General features: G+C 62.9%; 23 protein-coding genes and 1 tRNA gene. 13 read left to right on the top strand and 11 right to left on the bottom strand.

Annotated elements, in window-relative coordinates; genetic code table 11:
* Positions 1-96 precede the first annotated feature (96 nt).
* The gene (tig, locus tag EOA23_RS10180) at positions 97-1,587 is read right to left on the bottom strand and encodes a trigger factor (protein WP_127303843.1); all 1,491 of its coding nucleotides are present in this window, start codon (positions 1,585-1,587) and stop codon (positions 97-99) included.
* 344 nt (positions 1,588-1,931) lie between these two features.
* On the opposite strand from tig, the gene EOA23_RS10175 reads away from it, so the two are divergent.
* A tRNA-Leu gene (locus tag EOA23_RS10175) sits at positions 1,932-2,016 on the top strand.
* Between the two features lie 164 nt (positions 2,017-2,180).
* Positions 2,181-3,344 carry an MFS transporter gene (locus EOA23_RS10170; RefSeq protein WP_348628562.1) on the top strand — a complete coding sequence of 388 codons (1,164 nt, stop codon included), beginning with the start codon at positions 2,181-2,183 and terminating at the stop codon, positions 3,342-3,344.
* A 67-nt stretch (positions 3,345-3,411) separates the two neighbouring features.
* On the opposite strand, the gene EOA23_RS10165 is transcribed toward EOA23_RS10170, so the two are convergent.
* Both EOA23_RS10165 and EOA23_RS10160 read right to left on the bottom strand, forming a co-directional pair.
* On the bottom strand, positions 3,412-3,993 hold the full coding sequence (locus EOA23_RS10165; RefSeq protein WP_127303841.1) for a GDYXXLXY domain-containing protein: 582 nt from the start codon (positions 3,991-3,993) through the stop codon (positions 3,412-3,414).
* The gene (locus EOA23_RS10160) at positions 3,990-5,111 is read right to left on the bottom strand and encodes a DUF2157 domain-containing protein (protein ID WP_127303839.1); all 1,122 of its coding nucleotides are present in this window, start codon (positions 5,109-5,111) and stop codon (positions 3,990-3,992) included. The genes EOA23_RS10165 and EOA23_RS10160 overlap by 4 nt, the downstream gene beginning before the upstream one ends.
* 234 nt (positions 5,112-5,345) lie before the next feature.
* On the opposite strand from EOA23_RS10160, the gene EOA23_RS10155 reads away from it, so the two are divergent.
* The 9 genes from EOA23_RS10155 to EOA23_RS10120 all read left to right on the top strand — a co-directional run bounded on the left by EOA23_RS10155 (position 5,346) and on the right by EOA23_RS10120 (position 12,150).
* Positions 5,346-5,486, top strand: coding sequence for a DUF1127 domain-containing protein (locus EOA23_RS10155; protein ID WP_082056373.1), 141 nt, complete (start codon positions 5,346-5,348; stop codon positions 5,484-5,486).
* Positions 5,487-5,537: 51 nt separating this feature from the next.
* Positions 5,538-5,678, top strand: a complete 141-nt coding sequence (locus EOA23_RS10150) for a DUF1127 domain-containing protein (protein WP_082056374.1) — start codon at positions 5,538-5,540, stop codon at positions 5,676-5,678.
* A gap of 395 nt (positions 5,679-6,073) precedes the next feature.
* On the top strand, positions 6,074-7,483 hold the full coding sequence (gene trmFO / locus EOA23_RS10145; protein ID WP_127303837.1) for a methylenetetrahydrofolate--tRNA-(uracil(54)-C(5))-methyltransferase (FADH(2)-oxidizing) TrmFO: 1,410 nt from the start codon (positions 6,074-6,076) through the stop codon (positions 7,481-7,483).
* Between the two features lie 175 nt (positions 7,484-7,658).
* Positions 7,659-7,796 (top strand): hypothetical protein, encoded by a 138-nt coding sequence (locus EOA23_RS35645; protein WP_189341570.1) that lies wholly within the window; start codon positions 7,659-7,661, stop codon positions 7,794-7,796.
* 16 nt (positions 7,797-7,812) lie between these two features.
* A complete protein-coding gene (locus EOA23_RS10140) occupies positions 7,813-8,091 on the top strand; it encodes a hypothetical protein (protein ID WP_127303835.1) in 279 nt (92 codons plus the stop codon).
* 5 nt (positions 8,092-8,096) lie between these two features.
* Positions 8,097-9,173: a hypothetical protein gene (locus tag EOA23_RS10135; protein WP_127303833.1), complete on the top strand. Its 1,077-nt coding sequence runs from the start codon at positions 8,097-8,099 to the stop codon at positions 9,171-9,173.
* Positions 9,170-9,910 carry a glycosyltransferase family A protein gene (locus EOA23_RS10130; RefSeq protein WP_189341569.1) on the top strand — a complete coding sequence of 247 codons (741 nt, stop codon included), beginning with the start codon at positions 9,170-9,172 and terminating at the stop codon, positions 9,908-9,910. Before EOA23_RS10135 ends, EOA23_RS10130 begins: the two co-directional genes overlap by 4 nt.
* A complete protein-coding gene (locus tag EOA23_RS10125; RefSeq protein WP_127303830.1) occupies positions 9,911-10,645 on the top strand; it encodes a glycosyltransferase family A protein in 735 nt (244 codons plus the stop codon).
* Positions 10,642-12,150, top strand: coding sequence for a nucleotidyltransferase family protein (locus tag EOA23_RS10120; RefSeq protein ID WP_127303828.1), 1,509 nt, complete (start codon positions 10,642-10,644; stop codon positions 12,148-12,150). The genes EOA23_RS10125 and EOA23_RS10120 overlap by 4 nt, the downstream gene beginning before the upstream one ends.
* 97 nt (positions 12,151-12,247) lie before the next feature.
* Here EOA23_RS10120 and EOA23_RS10115 read toward each other — a convergent pair whose 3' ends face one another.
* The 6 genes from EOA23_RS10115 to yajC all read right to left on the bottom strand — a co-directional run bounded on the left by EOA23_RS10115 (position 12,248) and on the right by yajC (position 18,057).
* Positions 12,248-13,198, bottom strand: coding sequence for a sterol desaturase family protein (locus tag EOA23_RS10115; protein WP_189341568.1), 951 nt, complete (start codon positions 13,196-13,198; stop codon positions 12,248-12,250).
* Positions 13,198-13,623, bottom strand: a complete 426-nt coding sequence (locus tag EOA23_RS10110; RefSeq protein ID WP_127303824.1) for a hypothetical protein — start codon at positions 13,621-13,623, stop codon at positions 13,198-13,200. The genes EOA23_RS10115 and EOA23_RS10110 overlap by 1 nt, the downstream gene beginning before the upstream one ends.
* An 80-nt stretch (positions 13,624-13,703) precedes the next feature.
* Positions 13,704-14,552, bottom strand: a complete 849-nt coding sequence (locus EOA23_RS10105; RefSeq protein ID WP_189341571.1) for a phytoene/squalene synthase family protein — start codon at positions 14,550-14,552, stop codon at positions 13,704-13,706.
* Between the two features lie 36 nt (positions 14,553-14,588).
* On the bottom strand, positions 14,589-14,978 hold the full coding sequence (locus EOA23_RS10100) for an Mth938-like domain-containing protein (RefSeq protein ID WP_127303859.1): 390 nt from the start codon (positions 14,976-14,978) through the stop codon (positions 14,589-14,591).
* 135 nt (positions 14,979-15,113) lie between these two features.
* Positions 15,114-17,663, bottom strand: coding sequence for a protein translocase subunit SecDF (secDF, locus tag EOA23_RS10095; protein ID WP_127303822.1), 2,550 nt, complete (start codon positions 17,661-17,663; stop codon positions 15,114-15,116).
* 55 nt (positions 17,664-17,718) lie between these two features.
* Complete coding sequence (yajC, locus tag EOA23_RS10090) at positions 17,719-18,057, bottom strand: preprotein translocase subunit YajC (RefSeq protein WP_041004168.1); 339 nt, start codon at positions 18,055-18,057, stop codon at positions 17,719-17,721.
* 266 nt (positions 18,058-18,323) lie between these two features.
* On the opposite strand from yajC, the gene EOA23_RS10085 reads away from it, so the two are divergent.
* Positions 18,324-19,196: an ATP-binding protein gene (locus EOA23_RS10085; protein WP_127303820.1), complete on the top strand. Its 873-nt coding sequence runs from the start codon at positions 18,324-18,326 to the stop codon at positions 19,194-19,196.
* 10 nt (positions 19,197-19,206) lie between these two features.
* On the opposite strand, the gene EOA23_RS10080 is transcribed toward EOA23_RS10085, so the two are convergent.
* On the bottom strand, positions 19,207-20,025 hold the full coding sequence (locus EOA23_RS10080) for an AraC family transcriptional regulator (RefSeq protein WP_127303818.1): 819 nt from the start codon (positions 20,023-20,025) through the stop codon (positions 19,207-19,209).
* A 97-nt stretch (positions 20,026-20,122) separates the two neighbouring features.
* Here EOA23_RS10080 and EOA23_RS10075 point away from each other — a divergent pair, with 97 nt between their 5' ends.
* Positions 20,123-21,013 (top strand): NAD-dependent epimerase/dehydratase family protein, encoded by an 891-nt coding sequence (locus EOA23_RS10075; RefSeq protein WP_127303816.1) that lies wholly within the window; start codon positions 20,123-20,125, stop codon positions 21,011-21,013.
* Between the two features lie 99 nt (positions 21,014-21,112).
* Here EOA23_RS10075 and EOA23_RS10070 read toward each other — a convergent pair.
* A partial coding sequence (locus EOA23_RS10070) for a M23 family metallopeptidase (RefSeq protein ID WP_127303814.1) occupies positions 21,113-22,048 on the bottom strand: 936 nt, incomplete at its 5' end.

The raw sequence follows: 22,048 nt of genomic DNA, 5'->3' as shown, positions 1-22,048 counted from the left end.
ACAAGTCGCCCATGTTGCCGCGCCGCCACAATGAAGCAGCTTCTAATGAAAAGGCCGCCCGGAGGCGGCCTTTCTAGATCGCGGTATTGAAACCCGTTACTCCGCTTCCTTGGCAGCCTTCTTCTTCGGCGCAGCCTTCTTCTTCGGCTCTTCCGCATCGCCGGCGGCTTCGCCCGCCTCTGCCTTGGCTTCGGCCTTCTTCGAGGAGGCCTTCTTGGCCGGCTTCGCCTTGGTCGCGGTTTCGGCTTCCTCGTCGTCGGCCATCAGCTCGTCCTTGCCGACCTTGACGTCGTTCACCGAGATCTGGCCGAGAAGATAATCGACGACCTTCTCCTCGAACATCGGCGCGCGCAGCGCGTTGATGGCTTCCGGATTGCTGCGATAGAACTCGAAGGCTTCCTGCTGCTGGTTGGCCGGGAAGCGGCGCACCTGCTCGAACAGGCCGCGCTGAAGTTCCTCGTCCGACACGGTGACACCAGCCTTTTCGCCGATCTCGGCGAGCACCAGTCCGAGGCGCACGCGGCGCTCGGCAAGACGCATATATTCGGCGCGCGCTTCTTCTTCCGTGGTCTCTTCGTCGGCGAAGGTGCGGCCGGCAGCTTCGAGATCGCGATTGACCTGAGCCCAGATGTTGTTGAACTCGGCCTCGACGAGCTTGGAGGGCGCCTCGAACGAGTAGGATGCGTCGAGCTGATCGAGCAGCTGGCGCTTCACCTTCTGGCGGGTCATCGAGCCGAACTGGTTCTCGAGCTGGCCGCGCACGATCTCGCGCAGGCGCTCAAGCGATTCCAGGCCGAGATTCTTGGCCGTCTCATCATTGACATCGAGCTCGCCGGGCGCCGAGACTTCCTTGACGGTGACGTCGAAGGTGGCTTCCTTGCCGGCCAGATGCGCCGCCTGGTAGTTCTCGGGGAAGGTAACGGTGATCTGCTTCTCGTCACCGGCCTTGGTGCCGATCAGCTGGTCCTCGAAGCCCGGGATGAACTCCTTGGAGCCGAGCACCAGCGGCTGGTCGGTGCCGGAGCCGCCGGCGAAGGCCTCGCCGCCGATCTTGCCGACATAGTCGATGCTCACGCGGTCGCCCTCGGCGGCCTTGCCGCTCTTCGGCTCGTAGCTGCGCGCCGATTCGGCAACGCGCTTCACCTGATCGTCGACTTCCGATTCCGGCACGTCATAGACCTGACGCGTCACCTTGATATCGGAGAAATCCTTGATCTCGATCGCCGGGATGACCTCGTAGTTAAGGCTGAATTCGAAATCGGTGCCGCCGGCCAGGATCTTCTCGGCCTCCTTCTCGTCCTCCGTCATGATCACTTCGGGCTGCATGGCGGCCTTTTCGCCGCGGCCGGTGATGATCGAACGGGTCGAGTCGTTGAGGATCTCGTTGACGACCTCGGCCATGAACGACTTGCCGTACATCTTGCGCAGGTGCTGCACCGGCACCTTGCCCGGGCGGAAGCCGTTGATGCGCACCTTGTCGCGGGCATCGGTCAGCCGCGCCATCAGCTTGGCTTCCATGTCACCGGCCGGCACGGTGATCTTGATCTCGCGCTTGAGACCGGAGTTGAGCGTTTCGGTGACCTGCATCCTAGAACCTTTGTTTTCAACAATGAGACTGCCAAACGGTCCTAGCCGTTTACAGCCTGCCGGTATGATGTTGCCGGAAATGGCTTTTGGTGCGGAACCTGGCGATTTGACCGCTAACGCGGTTCAAACTCTCCTGAACTACGCCTTGCCAGATGCGAATAAGTCTCTGTTTTTACTATAACTTTTCACATCTTGCAGAGGCGGAAGTTCACGTTCCGTCACATTCGACACGCCTTTTGTCACAGGCCAGCCCAATTTTCAACTATCTTCGCGCCTAGCCGGATAAGCATGATCTGAGCCCCGACATTGACAGAATGATGGCTACATGGGATTGCCGGGGACAAGCGGATGTGGCGGAATTGGTAGACGCCCTGGATTTAGGTTCCAGTGCCGAAAGGCGTGGGGGTTCGAGTCCCTTCATCCGCACCATCCTTTGCTGTTCGAACTTCGGATGGCAGGCCACCTGGGGCTCGAAGGCGTTCTCCGAAGCCTTGGTGGAGGAGGACCGGCGCCAGGCCTTCTGCTCTATGCAGTCATCAAACCGACACTAAGGCTCTGCTAGCAGGCGGGTTTGCAGTCGACCGGCCACCCGTATGCGCATCGCGATTCTGGACAAGACCATCGTTCGAACCCTGATCGTGCTTGCGATCGCCCAGCTCATGGGCTGGGGATCGGTCGGGCTGTTGGCCATCGTCGGCAGCCAGATAGCCGCCGACCTTCAAATCAGCATAGCGGCGGTGTTCGCCGGCAATTCGGTATTCTATGTGGTCATGGGCCTGTGGGCGCCGCCGCTGGCAAAGGCTTTCAATGCCTTCGGCGCCCGCAAGGTGATGATCTTGGGCACGATCCTTGCCGCTCCGGGCTTCGTGGCGCTGGCGGCCGCGCACGGGCCGGTTCTCTATTTTACCGCATGGGTCATCCTTGGCACGGCTGGGAGCGCGATGCTGACCACGGCGGCCTACATCATGCTGAACGAGATCGCCGGCAGCAGCGCCAAGAGCGCCATTGGCGTGCTTATGCTGATGACCGGCTTGTCGAGCAGCATCTTCTGGCCCGCCGCCGCCTTCCTGTCCGGGCTGATCGGCTGGCGCATGACTTGCCTCGTCTACGCGGCGGCCATGATGGTGGTCTGCCTGCCGCTCTATGCCTTCGGCTTGCCGCGCCGGCAGCCATCGCCGAAAGCCTCGTCAACGGTTCCGGCGGGCAGGAAAACACCTGCCGTGCCGGCAGGCATCTTCCGTCTGATCGTTTCGGCGATCACGCTCAATGCCTTCGTCACGTTCGGATTCAGCGCCATACTGATCGAACTGCTCAAGGCCGAGGGACTTCCTGGGGGAGAAGCCGTCGCCTTCGGCTCGATGCTGGGCATCCTCCAGGTCGGCGCCAGGGGCGTCGACTTTCTGGGCGGCGGACGCTGGGACGGGATCACGACCGCGCTTTTCGCCGGATTGGCGCTGCCGTTCGCCATGCTGCTTCTCATTCTGGGTCACGGCACGCACTGGTCGATTGCCGGCTTCATTCTCCTCTATGGCCTGGGCAGCGGCATTCTTGCCGTGTCGCGCGCGACGATACCTCTGGTGTTTTACGATCAGGCGGCTTACGCGCGGGCCGCGTCCAACATCGCCCTGCCGCTCAACCTGATTTCCGCCATATCGCCGCCATTGCTGGCCGGACTGTTGGCGCATTGTGGCAGCGAAGCCGTGCTCGGCCTCGCGATGCTCTGCTCCTGCGGCGCGTTGTGGCCTTGCTGCGCTTGAACCGAGGCCGTCCGGCTAGGGCTACTGCTGGGACCGCGACTTAAGGTGGGTCGAATGTTGACACGTCTCAGTAGAGCGGCTCCTCGAACAGCGTCTTGTCGCCGTCCATCAGCGCCTTGATCTGTGCCGTGCCGTCGGATGCGAGCGCAAGCTTGATGCCGAACGGCCGCACGCGTATGTCGTCCTGGATCGCCACGCCCTCGCCTTCCGGCAAATAGAAGCGGTCGATCCCATAGTCGGGCGCGATCGTCGCGTCCGTGTCGCGAAGGCCCCAGCCCTCCACGACATGGCCGGCAATGTCTGCTTCGCCCTCGCCTGCCAGCGCGGGCGCCTGGCCGAACCAGGCGGTCGTCGGCTGCCAATAACCGTCGGCGCCCTTCTTCAACCGGACCACGATCGATGTGTCGTCGCTAGAGAACTTGCCTTGCGGAATGTTGGCGATCAGCTTCACCGGAATGCGCGAAATGTTGTTGTTGAGAGAGATGTAGTCACCGCGCAGGAGATCGCGCGGATCGACGGGCTGGACTTTCAACAGAACTTCCTTGCCGTTGCGCAGGATTGCCGCGTGGCCGGCGATGATCCAGCTGAGAAAGCCGATCTGGACAAGCGCCAGCACCAGCGCGGAGATGATCAGTTTCTTGCCGGTCATGCCGCTGCTCCTGTTCCGGCAGGCGCTTTCATGCGCTTTTCGATGCGGATGATGACCAGCGCCAGCATGCCGAGCAGCACCGCCGCCGCCAGGAAGAAGCCGGCCGTATCCAGCATCGACCTCAAGGTGACGCTGTAGATGATGGCGAGCTCGAAGGCGAAGCCGGTATAGGCCAGCCAGCGCAAGCCCCTGCTCTCGCGCCCCGCCAGCATGATTGCCGCCACGATACTGGCCAGCGCCACGATTGAAGCGACGGCAAATCCGCTGTTGTATGTGCTTTCATCCGCCAGCTCGAACTGGATGATCGCCATGCCGGTGAGGAAGCCGAGCAAGGCGTGCAAGGGCAGCCGACCGCCGAGCTGGAGGATCCTGTCGATCGCATCGCCCGCAAAGACCGAAGCGGCAAAGAGCAGTACTGAGACGATGGCCAGCGACATGGCCACCGGCAGCGTGTCGTGATGATCCATCGCCGACAGAACCAGATAGAGAACGACCGACAGAATGATGAGGTGACGCGCCGCCCGGCTGCGCGTCCAGAACGAAATGGCGAACAAGACGATCGCCATGACGATGAAGAGATGCGGAATTTCCGCGCGCCAGTAGAAACCGGACCCCTTGAGAACCAGCCAGGCGTCGGCGATGCCGACCGCCGCGACCGTCAGCGGGCTTGAGCGCAGCGCGACCGCCGCCAGCGCCGTGCCGGCGAACCATGTCACCAGCGCCGAGGCCTCGTCGCCCGAAAGATGGTACATCTGTCCGATCAGCGCGATCGATCCACCGAACGCCGCCGCGGCAACGATCCACAGCGCTTCGCCGATCGCGGCATGGTCACGCGTCTTCAGCACCGCGCCGCCGACGTAGCCGGCAAGAATGACCGCAAACAGCGCCGCCACGCGCAACAGGCGCGGGAAGGCCTCCCAATTGGCGGCGACGAAGATCAGGATCGCCGCGCCGAACAAAAGCGCCGCCATCATCGCCAGGATGGAGCCGAAGCTCAGCGACGCGCGCTCGTTGGCGGCGACATCGCGCATCAGCGCCTCCGCCGTGGCGGGATCGATTAGCCCGATCTCCCGCCAGCGCGCGATATCTGCCCTCACCCTTGTGGCATAGCCCGCCATGCATTTCCCCCAAGCCTGACCACTTCCTTAGTCGAGACAGCCAAACCGTTGACGCAGCGGCATTTTTCGATTCGGCCTTCTTTGTGACGCAGGCGTGAATGGCCATTAATGTTGCATTGCACAATTTGCATTGCTGCCATGCGCCAACGGCACTTTTAAACCGATATGATCCCACTTATTTTCTGTTCGTACACAAACGGAATGATCCGAACTAAAGACGAAACGAGAACTACCATGAACCTGATCCGCAACTACCGCAACTGGCGCCGCTACCGGGAAACCGTTTCCGAGCTGAACCGCCTGTCGAACCGTGAACTGACCGACCTCGGCATCAGCCGCAGCGACATCCACTACGTCGCCCGCAAGGCGGTCTAATCCGCTTCGGACCGCAAATGGTCCGAACCAGTTTTGAAGAGAGTTAAGACAATGAACCTGATCCGTAGCTACCGTAACTGGCGCGTTTATCGCGAGACGGTTTCCGAGCTGGGTCGGCTTTCCAACCGTCAGCTCCATGATCTCGGCATCGTCCGCGACGAGATCAAGATGGTCGCCCGCAAGGCGATCTAAGCAAGGAATTTCGCCAGGGTCGACCTCCTCCCCGACCCTGACGAATGAGGTCAACCTTCACCTCCTCCCGAGGGTTGACCACCGAAACGGCGCCCGCCGGACCTCCTCCCCCGGCGGGCGTTGTTCAGGAAGCGAACGAAGTTCGTCTTCAAGCGAACGAAGTTCGTCATCGAAGGTTTCGCCCTTCTAAAAAGGCGAAAGAGATTTCGTCAAAGCCGACCTCCTCCCCGGCGATGACGAATTAGGTCGATCTTCACCTCCTCCCGAGGATCGACCCCCAAAACGACACCCGCCGGACCTCCTCCCCCGGCGGGTGTTGTTGTTTTAGGCGCCAGTTTCTCGCCGTCGCCGCCTGGCAATTGCAATCGGGCCGCCAAGCGATTATTCCGGCGCTCATGAGCAAAAATCCCGTACACGTCATCGGCGGCGGCCTCGCCGGCTCCGAAGCGGCATGGCAAATCGCCGAGGCCGGTGTTCCGGTCGTGCTGCACGAGATGCGCCCGGTGCGCGGCACCGACGCGCACAAGACCGATGGTCTGGCCGAGCTCGTCTGCTCGAACTCCTTCCGATCCGACGATGCCGAAAACAACGCGGTCGGCCTGCTGCATGCCGAAATGCGGCTGGCCGGCTCGCTGATCATGAGCGCCGGCGATGCCAACCAGGTGCCGGCCGGCGGCGCGCTGGCCGTCGACCGCGACCGGTTTTCCGACGCGGTCACCGCGAAGATCGAAGCGCATCCGCTGATCACCATCCAGCGCGAGGAAGTGCCTGGGCTCCCGCCGGCGGACTGGGACCAGGCGATCATCGCCACCGGTCCTCTGACCGCGCCTTCGCTAGCGCAATCGATCGCCGACGCCACGGGCGCCGACGCGCTTGCCTTCTTCGACGCGATCGCGCCGATCGTGCATTTCGAGACGATCGACATGAACACGGCCTGGTTCCAGTCGCGCTACGACAAGGTCGGCCCCGGCGGCAACGGCAAGGACTACATCAACTGCCCGATGGACAAGGACCAGTATTTCGCCTTCGTCCAGGCGCTGCTGGAAGGCCAGAAAACCGAGTTCAAAGAGTGGGAAGGCACGCCATATTTCGACGGCTGCCTGCCAATCGAGGTGATGGCAGAGCGCGGCGTCGAGACCCTGCGTTACGGCCCTATGAAGCCGATGGGCCTGACCAACGCCCACAATCCCTCGGTAAAAGCCTATGCGGTGGTGCAGCTCCGTCAGGACAATGCGCTGGGAACGCTCTACAACATGGTCGGTTTCCAGACGAAGCTGAAGCACGCCGAGCAGGTGCGCATCTTCCGCACCATTCCCGGCCTCGAAAACGCCGAGTTCGCGCGCCTCGGCGGCCTGCATCGCAACACCTATATCAACTCGCCGACGCTGCTCGACCCCTCGCTGCAGCTGAAATCGCGGCCCGGCCTGCGCTTTGCCGGCCAGATCACCGGCTGCGAAGGCTATGTGGAAAGCGCCGCGATCGGCCTGCTCGCCGGTCGCTTCGCCGCCGCCGAGCGGCTCGGCCCCGCGCCCGCGCTGCCGCCGCTGACCACCGCCTTCGGCGCGCTGCTCAACCACATCACAGGCGGGCACATCGTGTCGGAGGATGAGCCCCGCAAACGCTCCTTCCAGCCAATGAACGTCAATTTCGGCCTTTTCCCGCCGGTCGAAGCGCCGAAGACCGACGGCAAGCGCCTGCGCGGCAAGGACAAGACCGTCGCCAAACGTCATGCGATCACAGCGAGAGCGCTGGCCGATTGCAGGGAGTGGTTGGGACAGGCTCCCCGAACGGAAGCGGCAGCTTGATCTGTGGCTGACTTCTCGCGTCCGCCCCAGCTTTTGCGAGACCAGCGGCAAACCTTTCACCAGCGACTGAGGACCGCTCCGAACGAAGTTGCCTGCGATACTTTGACCAAGGAACGCTTCCCCCATACGGTCTCATGGTGTATCACCCGGGATTTATGGGGCGAAGGGTGGTATAATGTCGGGCGTCGTCTTGGACGAAACAAATTTGTCGAGTGAGATCTTCGACGGTGAAGTCGTCGCGGTGAACTTTGCGACCGGCAAGTATTACGGCATGAAAGGAAGCGCGCAGCTCATCTGGGATGATGTTGCGTAAGCCTGTCGATCCCGCCATGATCGAGACGGCATTGAGGACGGGTTATCCCGACTTGGACGACGACGACGTTGCCTCGGTGCGAGGCTTCCTCGACCTCCTCATGGAGGAAGGCATACTTCTGCCGGCCTCGCCGATCGAATTGCCCAAGCTGCCCGACATTTCCAGCCGCGCATCCTTCATGAGGCCGGAGCTGGAGATCCACACGGACTTGCAGGAGCTGATTGTCCTCGACCCCATCCACGACGTGGATCCGAGCGGTGGATGGCCACTGCGGCGGGAATTGGGAGACAGCTGATCCGAATGGTCCGCGCCGCCGTCGATTCCCGTACGGCGCCTGCAGCATTCGTCCGCCGCGTCATTGCCGACGCGGGTTTCCGGTGGTCCGAATCCGGCGCTGAGCATTGTTTTCGCCTTGGCGGGTTGACGCTGCGGCTGCGCACATGCGGAACCGCGCTCGATCCGGTCATCCTGCCGGTTCTGCGTCATGCGCAAACAACGGGAGCCACTGCGGAAGACCGCTCGATCACTGTCTATGCGGTCTCGCATGAGGACGATGGCTTTCCGGCTCCGCCCGCCGAATGGCCCTTTGAAGCCGACGAGGCCGATGCCGTCACCCGGACCGTATGGGACACCGAGGCCGGTGTCGCAATCGTATCCGACGAGAGCCGCGGAATCTGGCATCTGCACGACCGGTCCACCGGCACCGGCCTCTATTGGGTCGGAGCGGCTGCCCGGCTGCCGGTATGGGAATACGGGTCTCCGCTGCGCCACCACATCCATTGGGGCGCGTTGGCCACGGGCCATGCGATGCTTCATTCCGCCGTTGTCGGCGAAAATGGCGTGGGCGTGATGCTCGCCGGTCCGGGAGGTTCCGGCAAATCGACGCTGACGGCTGCCGCGATTTCCGCGGGGATGCAGACCACGGGCGATGATATTGTGCTGGTGTCGCAGTCTGGGGCAGACTGGCTGAGCCATTCGCTCTTCGACACCATGAAACTCACCGGGATGGCGGAGATCCTCTTCAGTGGGCTTGCCGCGCAAGCAGTGAACCGGGATCGTCGCCTGGGGGAAAAGGCGCTCGTCCCGATCAGCACGACGATACCGGATGCGCTGGTCCCGCAAATCGCGGTGAAAGCTCTTGTCTCCTGCAAGCTCACCGGTGGGGATGTTTCGACAATCCGTCCCGCTTCACGGTTCGATATGATCCGTGCGCTCTCGCCAAGCACGTCGAAGATCTTGCGGACCGGTCATAACGAGATATTCCAGCAGGCCGCCAGCCTGTCGCGCTCGCTTCCATGCCACGAGTTCCTGATCGGCAACGATCCGATGGAAGCGGCAACCGCGCTGCGAGGGTTCGTGCGGGAACTGAGAGCATGAGCGACGCCCCAACGATCAGCGTCATCATGCCAGTACGAAACGGCGAGAAATACATCGCCGACGCGTTGAAAACCGTGCTCGCCCAGGCGTGGCCGGTGCATGAAATCCTGGTGATCGACGACGGCTCGACCGACCGCTCGCGTGAGATCGTCCAGTCCCTGGCCTCGCGTTTCCCCGCGATCCGTGTCCTCGACGGGCCGACGCGCGGCCCGGGGCCAGCTCGAAATGTCGGTCTGCGGATCGCCGGCGGCGAGTTCATCGGCTTCCTGGATTGCGATGACCTCTGGCCGGCCGACAAGTTGTCGCTGCATCTCGCACGCTTTGCCCGAACACCTCATATGGATGTCGTTTCCGGCTTCGTCAGCTATTTCGACCGGCAAATGACGGATGCTCCAGCACCCGATCCCGCGGCGATAACAGATGAACTTTTCCATGTTCATTTGGGTGCGACCCTCTATCGCCGGACAGTTTTCGACCGGGTCGGGATGTTCGACGAGAACTTCCTTTATTCCGAAGATGTCGACCTCATGCTCCGGATCCGCGAAGCCGAAATTCCGATGACGATCCTCAATGCGGTGACCCTGTGCTATCGTCGGCATGCAGAGTCGATGACAAGCACCTATACGGCAGAGGAGAAGCGCGACTTCAACCGCGCCCTGATGCAGTCGCTCATTCGTCGGCGCAGGAGCGGCAACACAAAGCCGATGCCTCCGTTCAAGCATCTGATGGAGGAGTGAGTGGAAACGCCGTTTTTCAGCGTCATCATTCCTGCGTGGAACGCGTCCGCCACGCTTCATGAGACGCTCGACAGCATCGCCGAGCAGAATGACCATTCGCCGCGGGAAGTCATCGTCGTCGATGACGGTTCGAGCGACCGCACGGTCGAGGTCGCTCAGGACCATTTATCGCACCCGCGCATAATCAGGAAGGCCAATGGCGGAGCGCCATCCGCATTCAATGTCGGCATAAAGGCCGCCACGGGCGCGGTTCTCGCGTTCCTCGATGCCGACGACCTCTGGATGCCCGACAAGCTGGCCCTGCAGCGGGCCGCGCTTGATTCCGATCCCTCGCTCGACGCCGTGCTGGGCCACAGCGAAACCTTCGAAAGCCCGGAATACCCAGCCGAAGCCTTTGACTCTCTCCACTATAAGAAAGGCCGCTATCCGGGCTATCTCGCGAGTTCGCTTGCGGTGCGGCGAGGCGCTGTCGAACGGCTCGGCATCCTGTTCGATGAAAGCCTGCGCACTGGCTCCTTCATAGATTGGTACCGCAGATCTATTGCCGCGGGCATAAAAATGACCATGCTGGACCAGACGGTTCATCGACGCCGCATTCGACCAGGCACGTTGTCCAGAAGGGTGGCCGTCGCTGGCGGCGCTCCGGCTGGCATGGCATCCGACTTTCTTGAAATCGCACGCCGGGCGATCATGGCCAAGAGGGGTGATGATGATGGAGCAAGAGGGGGGCAATGAATTGGCCTCTCTTGTATCCGTCACTTGATCGCGCCTGGCCCGCGAGCGATCACGAGCGCCTCCTGCTGGCCGCCGTGCACGTCGATCCAGTGGCAGCCGAAAGGGAACTGCGCGCCTGGATCGGCACGCATGACCTGAACGATTGCACGTTCAGCGAGCAGCGGTTGATTCTCGCCACCTGGAACAGGCTTGGACCCCGTTTGAGGGATCTGCCGGATTCGCCGAGGCTTGCCGGGCTTCAACGGATGCTATGGACGCGAACCATGCTTCTGATGAGGGAGTGCCAACCGGCATTCGCGGCGCTGGCTGACGCGGGCGTGCCGATGATGCTCATCAAGGGAGCCGCGCGTGCCGCTGATCCCGTTGGACGGGGGGGACGCTCGTTCCACGACCTCGATATCGTTGTCCCGAGGAACCGGCTGGGCGATGCCCTGGGCGTGTTCATTGAACTGGGCTGGGAGCCGTCGAGCGGTTCCAGCGCCATGCGCATGCTGACGTTGGCAGGACGGCTGCGCAGCGTCAATTTTCACAACGGCCGCTACGGCGACATCGATCTTCACGGCTGCATATTTCGTCCGGGCCAGGGCAGTTTCGGAGACGATGACCGGATCTGGGCGCGGGCCAGATCGGTCGAGTTCAATTCGGTGGCCTGCGGACTGCCGGTCCGGGAAGACCTGGCGGTGATCGCCATCGCCAATGGCGGTCTCGACGCCCATGCCAACAGTGACTGGCTGGTCGATCTGTCCCGCCTCATCGTTGAACCCGGCTTCGATTGGAGGCTGTTTTCCGACGAAGTTCTTGCCCGCGACATTGCGGTACCGGCCTTGATCGCGCTTGGCTGGCTCAAAACGCGGGCAGGCTATGCGGTTGATGAAGAGGCGATGGAACGCTTTGAGGCGGCCCTACCCCGGCCGATGGCCGCGTGGATGGCTTTCGTTCAAGCGAGGCCCAGGCAAAGCGAGACTCCGGCCGGTGCTGCCCTTCGTTGGCTTGCAAAGACGCGCCGCAAGTCGCTTGAGCTGGCCCAGTCCGAACCACGCGGCGAGCAGAAACTAAGACCGCGCCTGAAGACGAAATTCAGCAGGGGTTTGCCTGCTGGCCAAGGCATGCTGCGCGCCGATCTGCCTCTCCCCGCTTCCGATCGCGCCGGCATCTTGCGCTTGCACATCCGATTGCCGGCGTCGGTGAAATGGCGGCGTCTCGCCTTCGAGATCAACAGCGACGCCGGGCATGTTGCCGCCTTTCATGTGCGCCCGAAGCTTCCCCGCGCGGGCACGGCATTGGAGGTCTTTTGCGAGATCCAGCTTGACACTCCCCCTGGCGCAACAAGAGTCTGGCTTGAAAGCCGGCCGCTGCGATCCGCACGAATGCTGACTGAGGAGAACGCCGCGCGCTACGCCGCACCTCGCTTTTGGCTGGTCAGCTCGGAATTTCGTCCCGACGCACCTCCAGAGGCGCTCATCGACGGCATTTCCCGCGAAGACGCCGCAAAGGGAACGCGATGAAGGGCTTGCTGATCTTGTCGGAGGCGCGGAGCGGCTCGACTTGGCTGAGCGAAGACGGCATAGCGCGCATCGCGGCAGCACCTCCCCTTGGCGATGGCTATTCCGCCGGCTCAGCACGCGCTGGCGGCAATCCCGGCTTGCCTGCTTGGGAAGGATTTCGCCTGACATAGGCCGCCTTCAGCGTTTCCGACGTGTCGCGCGAGCCGTCATGGCTCCAGCCCGGCGGTTGGATGAGATAATTCAAGCGCTCGCCAGGCGTCAGCCCCGGCGCCAGCGCATCCTTGAACATGCCGATCCATTCGTGGAACGCGACCTTCAGCGGATTGAAGGTCCCGATATTCTTGACGATGCCGTAGCGCGGCCGGTCTTCCTCCAGTTCCTCGACGAAGGTGCCGAACATGCGGTCCCAGATGATCAGCGTGCCGGCATAATTGGCGTCGAGATAGCGCGGGTTGGTGGCGTGGTGGACGCGGTGGTGCGAGGGCGTGTTGAAGATGAACTCGAACCAGCCCCACATCTTGCCGATCGTCTCGGTGTGGATCCAGAACTGCCAGACCAGGTTGAAGCCGAAGACGAAGGCGATCACCGCCGGATGGAAGCCGGCGAGCACCAGCGGCGCCTGCAGGATGAAGGTGAAGGTGAACAGGCCGGTCCAGCTCTGCCTCAGCGCCGTCGAGAGATTGTAATGCTGGCTAGAATGATGATTGACATGCTCGGCCCACACCCAGCGCACCCGGTGCGCGATGCGGTGATAGACATAGTAGCGCAAGTCATCGAGCAGGAACGCAGCGATGAACACCCAGATGGACAGGCCTAGATTGAAGAATCGGAACTGCCAGAGCCACAGCAGCGCCCAGTAGGACACGACGCCGAGCAGCAGGCCGGCGACGACGTTGCCGGTGCCCATCATCAGGCTGGTCAGCGTGTCGCGCGTCTCGAACGATCCCTTGGCGCGGCCGGTGCGCACCAGCCAGAGCTCGATCAGGATCGCTGCGACGAAGAAGGGGATCGCAAGCTGGGTGACCTGCGGGAAATTATGCTCGTCCATCACGCCGCCTCCCGGATCCGATCGCTGTTCTGCAGGGTCGCCGCCACGGCTCGCGCATCGGCTTCGTTGGCAAAAGCAAACCGCCCACCTTTCCAGGTGAAGTCCTTCAGCCGCAGCGACACCACATCCCCGTCCCTCGTCAGCCCCAGAATGTCGTTCGGTGTGACGATGCGCGTCAGAAAACAGTCGCCGATGCTCTGAACAACGCCGCAGCGTTGCGGGCCGAGGTCGAGAAACGCGGCATGATTGTCGGCGGTCAGCCGCACGGCGCCTGGCCTTTCGTCGGGAAAATCCTCGGCGAAGCGTGCGAGCGCTTGATCCGCGCCGGCAAGCGTCGCTGTTGTCGTGCCGCCGGTGAAATGCACGGCCGCGACGGACAGCGCGATGCCGAACGCGACGAGGACGACCAGGACTGGCAGGCTCATGGGAACGCGGCTCCTCCGGCGGCCCGCATTTCTTTGACGCGGGTCCACGCGACAAACCCCTAGCACGATTGACGTTTACGTCAAAGGGGCATCCAGCCCCGCATCGCATGACGCAGGAGCAGCCAGTGCCGGCGCAAGGTGGAGAGCGCTGCCGTCCTGCGGAGCGCCGAGCTGCCAGCCTTTTCCATCTTGTCGAGATAGGCGTGGGTCAGCGCCAACGGCAGAAAGGCCGGCCGCAGCGAAACGGGAAGCGCCGGCGCTCCTTTCTCGAAGGCGTTGAGATGCTCCCGCGCCAGCGCGATCACCGCCACAACCGCGCGCTCGGCGGCAGCCCCCCCCTCTCCCTTGACGAACTCTTCCGGCGTCGTGCCGGCTGCAGAGAGGATGTCTGCGGGCACAAAGCACTGGCCGCGCCGGCGGTGCAGCGGCAGCAGAAGCAGCAGCCCGGTGATGGCCTGGGCGCAACCGGCCCGGCCGGCGAGTTCGGCAAAGACCGGCGCCGCCACCGGATCGAGCACCATGGCCGCAAGCTGGATAAGTGCTGCGGCCGTTTCGCCGCAATAGCCCTCGAGGTCGGTCCGCGACGGCATCGGGTCGTCATAGAGATCGAAGATGCGCGCCTCGAGCATGTTCTCGAAAGCACTCTTCGGCAGCTTATTTGCGGCAATCGTCGCGCGCAGCGCATCGGCGGTCGGGTGGCCCGTCCCGGCATCCCTGTCGGCCGAAATGACGTCGCGCCACCATTGCAGCCTGACCTCACCTGGCAGCGGCTCGTGGATGCGATCGCGCACGCCGGCGATTTCGGCGTTGAAGGCGTAGAGCGCGAGCAGCGCGTCGCGCTTGTCGGCCGGCGCGTAGAGCGCCGACAGATAGCGGTCATGGTCGGCGGCGCGCACCGCGTCCATGACGATGTCGCCATTGTTGACGATGTCGCCATTCTTGACGATGTCGGAAGCGGCGGCCATTCAGTCGACGGCGATCAGCGCGGCGGCCACGGCGCGGTCTTCGGCCAGCAGGACATTGTAGGTCCGCACCGCAGCGCCCGTCGACATCGGGTCGGCGGAGATGCCGGCCTCCTTGAGCGCGGCGCGCAGCGCTGGCGGCAACGGCCGCAAATCCTTGCCCATGCCGACCAGCAGTATCTCCACGCGGTCGGCTTCGGCGAGCAACTTGTCGAAGTCCGAGGCCTTCAGCGCCAGCGGATCGGCGGGCTCCCAGCCATGGATGCCCGATGGCAGCACAAGCAGCGATCCGCGATGCGACATGTCGGCAAAGCGAAAGCCACCATTGCCATAGGCTTCGATCGCCGCCTTGCCGGGGAAATGCGCCTCGCGGATGATGATGCCTTTGGCCATGGGACTATAGCGCGACAATCCGGCTCCAGAGCATGATCCCGAAAAAAGGGAACCGGTTTTCGGAAAAGATCACGCTCCAACAAAAGGTTGGATCAGCAGGACGGTTCAACGAAACGTCCTCCTGATCCGGCAACGTCAGGTCGTCAGGGCCTTGCCGTTCACCGGCTTCTTCTCCTCTTCCGTCGCGGCCTGCGGCCGCAACCGGAACAGGATCAGCAGTGGCGCGGCGATGAAGATCGACGAATAGGTGCCGAACACCACGCCGAACAGCATCGCCAGCGTGAAGGAGCGGATCACTTCGCCGCCGAACAGCACCAGCGCCAAGAGCGCCAGCGATGTCGTGACCGACGTCAACGTCGTTCTGGACAGCGTCTCGTTGATGGCGTTGTTCAACAGCTGCGGCAGTGGCATCTTCTTGTATTTTCGAAGATCCTCGCGGACGCGGTCATAGACGACGATCGTGTCGTTCAGCGAATAGCCGATGATGGTCAGGATCGCAGCCAGCGACGACTGGTTGAACTCCAACCCGGTCAGGACGAAGAAGCCGATCGTCATGACCACGTCATGGACCGTCGCCACGATGGCGCCGACCGCGAACTGCCATTCGAAACGGAACCAGACATAGAGCAGGATACCGGCCAATGCGATCAGCATGGCGATCGTGCCTTGCTTGGCGAGCTCGCCGGAAACCGTCGGCCCCACGACTTCGACGCGACGGAAGTCGTACTGGTCCTGCAATTCGCCCCGCACCTTGTCGATGACGGTCTGTTCGGCGTTTTCGCCGGCGTCCTGCGTTCCGACGCGGATCAGCACATCGTTTGGCGCACCGAACTGCTGCACCTGGATTTCGCCGATGTTGAGCTCCGACAATCGCGAGCGGATGTCGCCAAGATTCGCGTCGCCCTGCTTGGATTGCACCTCGATCAGCGAACCGCCCCTGAAGTCGATGCCGTAGTTGATGCCGAGGGTCAGGAATCCGACAACCGAGAGGATGGACAACGTGCTTGAAAGCGCAAAGGTCCAGCGGCGGATGCCCATGAACGGGATCTTGGTGCCCGGCGGAATGAAGGTGACCGGGGCGCGCGGCAATTCCTTCGGACGGGCGCGGCGCAGCCAGATCGACACCAGCATGCGCGTGAAGGTGAAAGCGGTGAAGACTGTGGTCAGGATACCGATGGCATAAGTGATGGCGAAGCCCTTGACCGGACCGGTGCCCAGCCAGAACAGCACTACGGTGGCGATCAGCGAGGTGACGTTGGAATCGACGATGGTCGCCAGGGCCTTGGAGAAGCCGGTGTCGATCGCCTGAATGACTGAGCGGCCGTTTCGTCGCTCCTCGCGGATGCGCTCATAGATCAGGACGTTGGAGTCCACCGCCATGCCGATGGTGAGCACGATACCGGCGATACCCGGCAATGTCAGCGTGGCGCCGAGCAGCGATAGCGCGCCCACGATCATCGCCACGTGCACAGCCAAGGCGATGTTGGCGATAAAGCCGAGGAAGCCATAGGCGACGAACATGAAGGCAACGACGAGGATCGAGCCGATCACGCCCGCCACCTTGCCGGCGTGGATCGAGTCCTGGCCGAGGCCCGGGCCGACTGTGCGCTCTTCGATGATGGTCAATTTCGCCGGCAAGGCGCCGGCGCGCAGCAGGACGGCGAGATCGTTGGCGCTCTCGGCCGTGAAGTTGCCCGAAATCTGCCCCGTGCCGCCGAGGATAGGTTCACGGATGACCGGCGCGGAGATGACTTGATTGTCCAGCACGATCGCAAAAGGTTTGCCGACATTCTGCTGAGTCGCCTGGCCGAACCGCGTCGCCCCGCGGGAATTGAAGGTGAACGAAACGACCGGCTCGTTGGTCTGCGAGTTATAGGTTGGCGTCGCGTTCGACAGGTCTTCGCCCGACACGATGACGCGGTTTTCGACCAGATAAGGAACGGGAGGATCGTCCTGCGAGTAAAGGACGGAGTCGCCGGGCGGCGGTCGATTTTTCATCGCGTCCTGGACCGGCACCGACGTATCGACCATCTGGAAGGTCAGCTTGGCGGTCTGGCCGATGATGTCCTTGAGCCTTTGCGGATTTTGAAGTCCGGGCACCTGAACCAGAATGCGATCGTCACCCTGCCGCTGCACGATCGGTTCCGTCGTGCCGAGCGCGTTGACACGCCGCTCCACCACTTCGATCGCCTGCGACAATGCCGTTGATGTGCGGTACTTGATGCCGGCATCCGTGACGGTGAACTTCAGCACCCCGGGCTCGGAATCATCGAGCGTCATCGACTGGACGGAACCACCGCTAAAGAGGCCGGCCGCGACCGGATTGGTTATCGGCTTCAGCGCCGTCTTGGCGGCGTCGACCTGGCTTGGATCGTTGATGCGCACCTGAACGGTCCGGCCGGTTCCGCCAAGGCCGGTGTATTGGATCTTGGCGTCGCGCAGCAGCGTCCTGATCTCGTCGCGCGTCGTCTCCAGTTGATCCTTGATCAGGTCGTTCTGATCCATCTGGAGCAGGATGTGCGAACCGCCCTGAAGATCGAGGCCGAGCGTCATCTGCCGCTTCGGCACCCAGCTCGGCAATTGCGCCAGCATGTTTGCCGGGAAGAGATTGGGCGCGGCGAGGATCACTGTGACGGCCACGGCGAGCCAGATCAGGATCATCTTCAGACGCGAGAAATAGAGCATTCGTTCTTATCCGTTCAGGCGTACAAGCGGCAGCGTTCCGCCATCGAGAGTAGGATTACTTCTTGGCGTTCTGGTTCGCCACCGGCTCGCCCTTGACGCGCACGTCCGAGATCGTCGAACGGAGCGCCGTCACCTTGGTTCCACCGCCAAGGTCGATCTCCAGCTCATTGTCGTCAATCACCTTGGTTACCTTGCCGACGAAGCCGCCGCCGGTCACCACCGTATCGCCGCGGCGCACCGCCGAAAGCATTTCCTGGCGCTTCTTCAGCTGCGCGCGCTGCGGCCGGATGATCAGAAAATACATGATCACGAAAATCAGGACAAACGGCAAAATCGAGATGAACATGTCTGGCGAAGCGCCGACGCCCTGGGCGTATGCCGGTGTAACGAACATCAAGAAACTCCTGGGTGGTGAAATTCCGCCGCGGCCGCCCCGCGAAAATTTGGCCGGAATATAGTCGGTAAACTTGCCAATGCAACTGCGCTGCGGGCCCAATCCGTTGCTTTTCCAGCCGTTTGCGGCGTGCTAGAGCGTCGCAGCGGAAGCGGCTTCGAGGCCACCGAAAGATCATGCTCCAACAAAAGCTTGGACCTGGTTCTTGCAGCGATGTCATGGAAGCTGCTCCCACACGCTGAAAGACCTCAACAAAAAGACCCAAAATGACCGACAGCCTGGACGCCTTGAACAAGAAACTGGATCGCCTGATCGAGGCGGTTTCCCGTCTCGCCCCGCCGCCGGTTCCGGAGACCGACCTGGGTATCGCCGACTGTTTCGTCTGGCAGGCCGATCCCGGCTTTCTGGAGCCGGTGCGCAAGGTAAACCGCGTCGACATCGGCCTGATCCGCGGCGTCGACCGCGTGCGCGATATCCTGCTCGACAACACCGAGCGCTTCGCGTCCGGCTATGCGGCCAACAATGTGCTCTTGTGGGGCGCGCGCGGCATGGGCAAGTCGTCCCTGGTCAAGGCCGTGCATGCCACCGTCAACGCCTCCGACAAGCTCGACAAGCCGCTGAAGCTGATCGAGATCCACCGCGAGGATATCGACACGCTGCCCAAGCTGATGGGCCTCCTGAAGACGGCGCCTTACCGGTTCATCCTGTTTTGCGACGACCTCTCCTTCGACCACGATGACACCTCGTACAAGTCGCTGAAGGCGGCGCTGGAGGGCGGCGTCGAGGGCCGGCCGGGCAATGTCATTTTCTACGCCACGTCCAACCGCCGGCACCTCTTGCCGCGCGACATGATCGACAACGAGCGCTCGACCGCCATCAACCCTTCCGAAGCGGTCGAGGAAAAGGTCTCGCTTTCCGACCGTTTCGGCCTGTGGCTCGGCTTCCATAAATGCTCGCAGGACGAATATCTCGACATGATCGACGGCTATGTCCGCTATCACGACCTGGCCATCGATCCCGAGCAATTGCGCGCCGAAGCGCTGGAGTGGGCAACGACGCGCGGCAGCCGTTCCGGCCGCGTCGCCTGGCAGTTCACGCAGGACCTCGCCGGCCGGCTCGGTAAGCCGCTGAAGGACTGAGCAGCGGACGTCACTTCTGCGCCCGTCGCAAGTCGCGCGGTGTCCGGCCGGTCTCGCGGCGCATCCAATGCGCCAGGTGCGACTGGTGCGCAAAGCCGGTCAACGCAGCAACCTCGCTCGTGCTGAGATCGCCGCGCCGCAGCAGGATGCACGCCCTTTCCACGCGGCGCCGCAACACGTAGCGATGCAAGGTGACGCCCATCGCCGCCTTGAACCAGGTGCGCAGATGCGAGCTGCTCGCGCCGGCCACCCGGCTCAGGCGATCGATCGAAAGCGGCTCGTCGAGAGCGGCCTCGATGTGGTCGAGGACACGCTTGAGCTGCGCGTCCGAAAGCCGGTTCACGCGAATTATGTCCGGGCCATCGAGGCCAAGCAGCCTCACCGCAAGCGCGGCGCCGATGCTGTCGGCAAACAAAGGGCCGCTTGGTGCGCCGCCAGCGAGGTCGCTCTGCAGCGCTCGAGCGAGATGCTCGATGCGCTGGTCACGCAGCAGATGGCGGGTGTCGAGCCGCGATATCAGCGCCTTTCCGCCAAGTTCCGCGGCAACTCTTTCCATCAAAGCCGGCGGCAGAACGATCTCCATCGTGTCGAACGGCGTTTCGGCCTCGAAGCCGCCCTCTTCGCCGGCCGGCACAAGGTCAATGTCGCCGGCGCGCCTGACGAAATATCGCCCGGCCTGATTGCAGTAGGAGCGCGTAGCAGCACTCGCATGCACCATGATGCGGTGGTGCGGCGCCCGAGGCAGCCGATGAACGCCTGCCCCGACATGCCGGGAAACCATCGTGACGTTGGATGGGGTCGGAGCGAAGTGCGGACTCTCTCGATTCATGGCGAAACCTGTTCAAGATTTGGCAATTCCCGCGCGATTTTCAACGCCCCAACGCTGTACTCCCGCCTCTCCTTCAACACATGGAAGAGAGGTTGCCATGAGTTCGTATGTTGTTGTCGGCGCGGGCCCGGTCGGACGCGAGACGGCTCGCCTTCTTGGCGAGGAAGGCCATGACGTCATCCTGACCAGCCGAAGCGTCGGTTCGAACGCGTTGCGCAATGTGCGGTCGATACAGGCCGACGCCACGGACCCCTCGGCGCTGTCGCGTGTCTGCCGGGGCGCCGATGCCGTGTTCATGTGTGCCATGGCCACATATCATCGCTGGCCAACCGACTTTTTCCCCATACTCGACGGCACCGTGCGCGCGGCCGAAGCAGTCGGCGCCAAGCTCATCGTGCTCGGAAATCTCTACGGTTACGGCACGAATGGCGAAAGCCCGCTGCGCTCCGACATGCCGCTGGATCCGAATTCGAAGAAGGGAACCGCCAGGACGATCATGTGGCAGCGGGCGGCCCGTGCCAGCGTGCCGGCGATCGAGATACGTTCCAGCGACTATCTTGGGCACGGCGCGATCAGCTACTTCTCGCTGATCGCCCTGCCCTCCATCATCGAGGACAAGCCGGTCGCCTTCATTGGCGACCTCGACGCCACCCATGCCTGGAGCTTCACCAAGGACGTCGCCAGGACGCTCGTCGCAGCCTCCCGCTACACGGGCGAATGGGGACGGGCGTTTCATGTCCCCTCCCAACACGCCTCGCCCAACGAGCTCATCCACAAAACCGCGGCGATGCTCGGCCGGGATATTGCCGAGACGCACTCCTACTCCATCCCCGAGATGGAAGCGCTGGGCATGCAGGAGCTGATCGAGATGAGGTATCTCTTCGAAAGTCCCCTGCTGCTCGATTCCTCCGACGCGGAGACGCTTCTGGGCGTGAAGGCCAGCAGCCTCGAGGAGATGATCGCCGACACGCTCCGTGATCACCTTTGAACACTGCATCCCGCGCAATTGAAAAAGCCCGCTCCTTGCGGAACGGGCTGAAGACGGCGGGCCGGACTGGAGGTCAGGCGGCCCGCAATTGTTCTTGTTCTATTCGAGATAGCCCGACGGATCGACCGGCGCCGAGTTCTTGCGCACTTCGAAGTGCAGCTTGGGCGAGTCGGTGGTGCCGCTCATGCCGGACAGCGCGATCTCCTGGCCGCGCTTGACCTTCTGGCCGCGCTGCACCTCGATCGAGCTTGCATGGCCGTAGACGGTGACCAGGCCGTTCTCGTGCCGCACCAGCACGGTGTTGCCGAACTCCTTGAGGCCGTCGCCGGCATAGATGACGACGCCGTTCTCGGCCGCCTTGATGGGCGTTCCTTCCGGCACCGCGATGTCGACGCCGTCCTTGCCGGAGCCGAAGCTGGAGATCACGCGGCCGCGCACCGGCCAGCGCATCTTGCCGATGCCGGTCGCGTCGGGCGCCTCGGCATTGTCGTCCTCGGCCTGCTGGATGACCTTGGCATCCTTCTTAGGCGGCGTGTAGGAGGCGAGCGTCTCGGTGGTCTTCGCCGGCGGCGGCGTCGTCGCCGTCGTCACCGGATCGACCGCGGGCTTGGCGGTGGTGGCCGCCGGCTTGGCAGCCGCCACGACCGTGCCGCCAGCCGGAACCTTGAGCGTCTGTCCGATCTTGAGCAAGCCGTCCTGCATGCCGTTGGCCTGCTTCAGCGTCGTGACGCTGACACCGGTCTTCCTGGCGATCGACGACAGCGAGTCGCCCTGCTGGACAGTATAGGTGCCTCCGGCGCCGGCGGGCTTGGCCTCGGCAACCTGCGGCGCGGGCTTCGGGTTCTTGGAGCCCGCGGCCGCCGCCGATGTGTCGACCTGAGCGGCCGCTTTGCCGTCCTTGACCTTGGGTTGCTGCGGCAGCACCGCGACCTTTTCCGGCGCGGGCTGCTTCGGCGTGTTCGCCGGCTTGCCTTCGGCGACCTTCGGCTCCGCCTTGCTCGAATAGGCATAAGCGGGGATGACGATCTTCTGGCC

This window comes from Mesorhizobium sp. M2A.F.Ca.ET.042.01.1.1, assembly GCF_003997405.1.
Taxonomy (GTDB): domain Bacteria; phylum Pseudomonadota; class Alphaproteobacteria; order Rhizobiales; family Rhizobiaceae; genus Mesorhizobium.
This window is presented reverse-complemented; position numbering and strand designations above follow the sequence as displayed.